Below are 4083 nucleotides of genomic sequence, written 5' to 3'. Positions count from 1 at the left end.
ATGGATTACCCTGTAGAAGCCAGTCATCCCCCGATTTCTCGGTTTCGACTGAACGAATCGCACTTATATGAGGCATTATTGCCAGCAACCCGGTAGAACTCCTGTCTGTAATTGCCTTAGATCCAGATTTCAATAATACGCCGACTTTATACTTAAGTATTGATGCGGTTTCTTCGCTGCCAACCGACTTTCTTGAGGAAGTAGAAACTATAGTAGTTGGCTTCAAAGGAGATCGAGACGGCGATCGACTGTCAAAAGAAATTATTGAAACATTCCCTCAATCAAAGCGAATCAATCCAGGCTTTGCCGGCTGGAACGCAATCTTAGCATCTCAAGAGCAAGAAAACGAAAATGGTTTTAATGCTCGTGATGAAGCAATCGAGCGCAATTTTGGCGTAATTTTGGATTAATCAAAGCTCACTATTAGTATTTTACGCAGCTTTCATGGGGCCGGGAAACGATGACTGAAGTTGGGCGATAAACAAATTGCTTATTTCCCCCCCTTTTCGACTTGTTTGAGCAGTAAAACCGTCGCTGCAACCCACCTAAAAACAAAACAATATGCTATTTGGAAAAGAGCTTTTTCCAAACCTGCTTGTCCAAGCCGTGACTCAGCCTCTATTATCAGTAGTGTGAAAGAGTGGAAGCGCCACCTTAAAATTATGAATCTACGTCACTTACTTCTCTCGACTGCGCCCTAAATCTTCGTGCAACCAGCGAGAATGGAACTCTACTTTGTTAGAAGTAATGGAAGGATTAAAAGCAGTGTATCTCTAAATTAAATTCAGCGATTTGCCATTGGTGAAGTGGCTGCTAGCGCAGCATTATGAATGGCTTGCTAACAAAATTTTGAATCTGAGAAGTTCCCAACTATCATCATGAAACTGCATTCACCCATTTGCGATCTGCCAGGGTTAAGCCCAAACAATTACAAAATGCTAGAAAGGCTGGCCCTTGCAACAGTACGAGACTTACTGCTCTACTTTCCCCGTGATTACATCAAGTATCGGCGAGTAAAAATTTATCAGTTGAAAGTAGGCGATTCAGTCACGGTTGTAGGTAAGATTCAACATCAGGAAGTAGTCAGTACGCCTAAAAATTATAGGCTAACAATTCAGACTATTATTGTCAAGGACAGAACCGGTAAAATAGCCTGCAAGCGTTTCTTCAACCACCCGTACTACCAATCAAAAAAGTGGAGGAACGAGCAAGCCGCCACCTATGTTGCTGGAGGCATTGTTGCTATATCTGGGATAGTCAAAGCCGATCGCTATTGCGGAATGACATTAACTTCCCCTGAAATCCGATTAATCGGTCTAGACGAAGCCAAGGATACGAAAAATTCAATTATCCCAATTTATCCTTTGACAAAGGGAGTTAGCAACGAAATTGTCCAAAATGCAGTAACCTCAGCTTTGGAATCTGCCAAGCTGCTAAATGACCCCCTGCCGCAGGAGTTCAGACGACAACACGGTTTGATGGAATTACAGAAGGCGATCGCAAACATCCACCAGCCCCCAGACGAAACCCAACTAGAAGCTGCCCGCCGTCGCCTGGTATTTGATGAGTTTTTCTATCTCCAGCTATCGTTTATAGTGCGTCGCCACCGGCTTTTGGCGCGATCGGCTCTTACAAAAATAACTCCTGCTGGCCCTCTAATCCAACAGTTTTACTCTCAACTTCCCTTCTCGCTTACCTCAGCTCAACGTAGGGTCATTAACGACATTCTCAACGACATGACTTCCAAAACGCCGATGAACCGACTGGTACAGGGGGATGTCGGTTCTGGTAAAACAGTTGTTGCTGTCGTTGCTATCCTCGCTGCCATCCAGTCTGGCTACCAAGCGGCACTTATGGCACCTACAGAAGTGCTAGCCCAACAGCATCACAGGAAGATTGCGACGTGGTTTGAACGCCTTGGCGTTTCTGTTCAATTGCTGACGGGTTCTACCAAAACCACCAAGCGCAGAGAAATCCACGCCCAATTAGAGACGGGTGAACTTTCACTATTGGTAGGAACTCACGCGCTTCTGCAAGAGAAGGTCAACTTCAACAAACTAGGGCTGGTAGTCATCGACGAACAGCACAGATTCGGCGTGCAGCAGCGACAAGATTTACTGAACAAGGGAAACAGACCTCATGTGCTGACGATGACCGCGACTCCTATTCCGCGTACTTTAGCACTGACCTTGCACGGGGATTTGGATGTCAGTCAGATTGACGAGTTACCGCCCGGTCGTCAGAAGATTCACACGAAAGTGCTTAATAAAAGCGCTTCAGCATACGATTTAATCCGCCTTGAGGTACTTCGAGGTCGTCAGGCGTACATCATCCTTCCCTTGGTGGAAGAATCGGAAAAGCTAGATTTGAGAGCAGCGGTAGCAGAATACGATCGACTGTCAACTGAAATCTTTCCCGAATTTAGAGTTGGTTTGCTGCACGGCCGGATGACATCAGCCGAGAAAGATGAAGCGCTCAACTCATTGGGCGACAACAAAACCCAAATACTGGTTTCCACGACTGTTGTGGAAGTGGGCGTGGATGTTCCAAACGCTACAGTCATTTTAATCGACCATGCCGATCGCTTTGGCTTGGCTCAACTGCACCAGTTAAGGGGTCGGGTTGGTCGGGGTTCGCACCGTTCCTATTGTCTGCTGCTCAATACCAGTAAAACAGCAGAAGCTAAGGCACGTCTTGAAGTGTTGGAAAAATCCACCGATGGGTTCTTTATTTCAGAGATGGATTTGCGGCTGCGTGGGCCAGGTGTTGTGATGGGCTATCGGCAGTCGGGAATTTCAGAATTTGCTCTGGCAAATATACTGGATGATGAGGATTTGCTGAATTTAGCTCGTTATATGGCAGTAGCGATCGTCAAAAGTAACCCGAATTTAGAGGGACATCCTTTGATGGTTGCAGAACTCAAAAGACGAGGGCTGACAAGTTGGGATTGCACTCTTAATTAATAGGTTTGCTTAGAGGATATTAAAAAATTATGGTGAACAGAGTGCCAGCCCGATCGAGTATGTCAATATATTGGCTCACATCGCAGGGTTTTGCTTCCCTCCTCTCATCAGCAGTTAAATATAGCTTTCTTTAGCTTTTGAAATATCCTCTTAGCTTTTTATGAGAATATTTTTTTACTTAACCTCAAACAATCTATTAACAGATTTTTTATTTCATAGGATATACTTTTAATTATATAATTGTATTTTATAATTACTATTGAGGTCGTATTTTGAACGGTTATCTTATCTACCATCCATCTCGTACTAAATCAGTATTCGATAGCATCGTAGTTTATCACGATACTATTGTTGGCAATCAAGATCCATACATTTGGAATTGTAAATTCCTGCATTCCTATTGTCACATTACACAAATGTCTTCCATAGTAAATAATATCAATTTTTGGGTCAGTGGCGATACTTTTCCAAATTTTAATAACCTTTATTGTGATTTGGTATTTATTATAAAGGAAAAAACTTACTGGAAAAATGCTAATACTATAGATCGTACCGATGCTACTATTGATACTGATGAAGCATATCTGGATCACTATCGTTGGGCTTGGCAACATCCTTTTAAGCGTCGTCGCAGATTCACCCTTAAAGCTGATCCAGATAACAGCTTTCAGCCACAGAACGCTTTTCAAGAATTAATTGATATTCTTCCTTTTCTGCTCGAACAAGGACTGACCCTACCTGAAATTCGTCGAGGTATGAGAGCGGGCTTTAATTCTAAACCGTTTAGCCTTAATGCTTCTTTGGCAGCTAATCTTTACTCTTGGTTGGATCGAACCGCAGCTATTAAACTTGAGGGAGCTAAGTTACAAAAAATTCGTAAAAACAACCCGCATTTAGCAAGCCTATAAATTTATTGAAAATTTTAGTATAATTCCTTAATTAACAAAAATTATTTCTTATGTAAGAGTTACGAAATTTAGCCTTAGCCATATAAACAGCTTCCTTAACTTTCCATTGTTTTTGGGGCAGTAACTCTTTAACATTTTGTAACCCACATTCCGCAGTTCTGGCTTTAATGACTAAGGATTATCATACATTCAGTGTAGGAAAAATATCTGTG

Annotated in this window: 2 protein-coding genes; both read left to right on the top strand. The window is 42.6% G+C overall.

The features are described from left to right. Window positions 1-878: 878 nt before the first annotated feature. The gene (gene recG, locus QUA56_RS36230) at window positions 879-2963 is read left to right on the top strand and encodes an ATP-dependent DNA helicase RecG (protein WP_333368775.1); all 2085 of its coding nucleotides are present in this window, start codon (window positions 879-881) and stop codon (window positions 2961-2963) included. Window positions 2964-3379: 416 nt separating this feature from the next. Continuing rightward, window positions 3380-3871: a hypothetical protein gene (locus QUA56_RS36225; RefSeq protein ID WP_333368772.1), complete on the top strand. Its 492-nt coding sequence runs from the start codon at window positions 3380-3382 to the stop codon at window positions 3869-3871. Window positions 3872-4083 lie beyond the last annotated feature (212 nt).

It is taken from the genome of Microcoleus sp. N3A4 (assembly GCF_036701805.1).
Classification (GTDB): domain Bacteria; phylum Cyanobacteriota; class Cyanobacteriia; order Cyanobacteriales; family Microcoleaceae; genus Microcoleus.
Note: the sequence above shows the minus strand (reverse complement) of the source record. Positions and strands in the feature narration are given on the sequence as shown.

Excerpts from the sequence above, each read along its gene's own strand:
- recG (WP_333368775.1), top strand. The coding sequence starts at position 879 with ATGAAACTGCATTCACCCATTTGCGATCTGCCAGGGTTAAGCCCAAAC.
- QUA56_RS36225 (WP_333368772.1), top strand. The coding sequence starts at position 3,380 with ATGTCTTCCATAGTAAATAATATCAATTTTTGGGTCAGTGGCGATACT.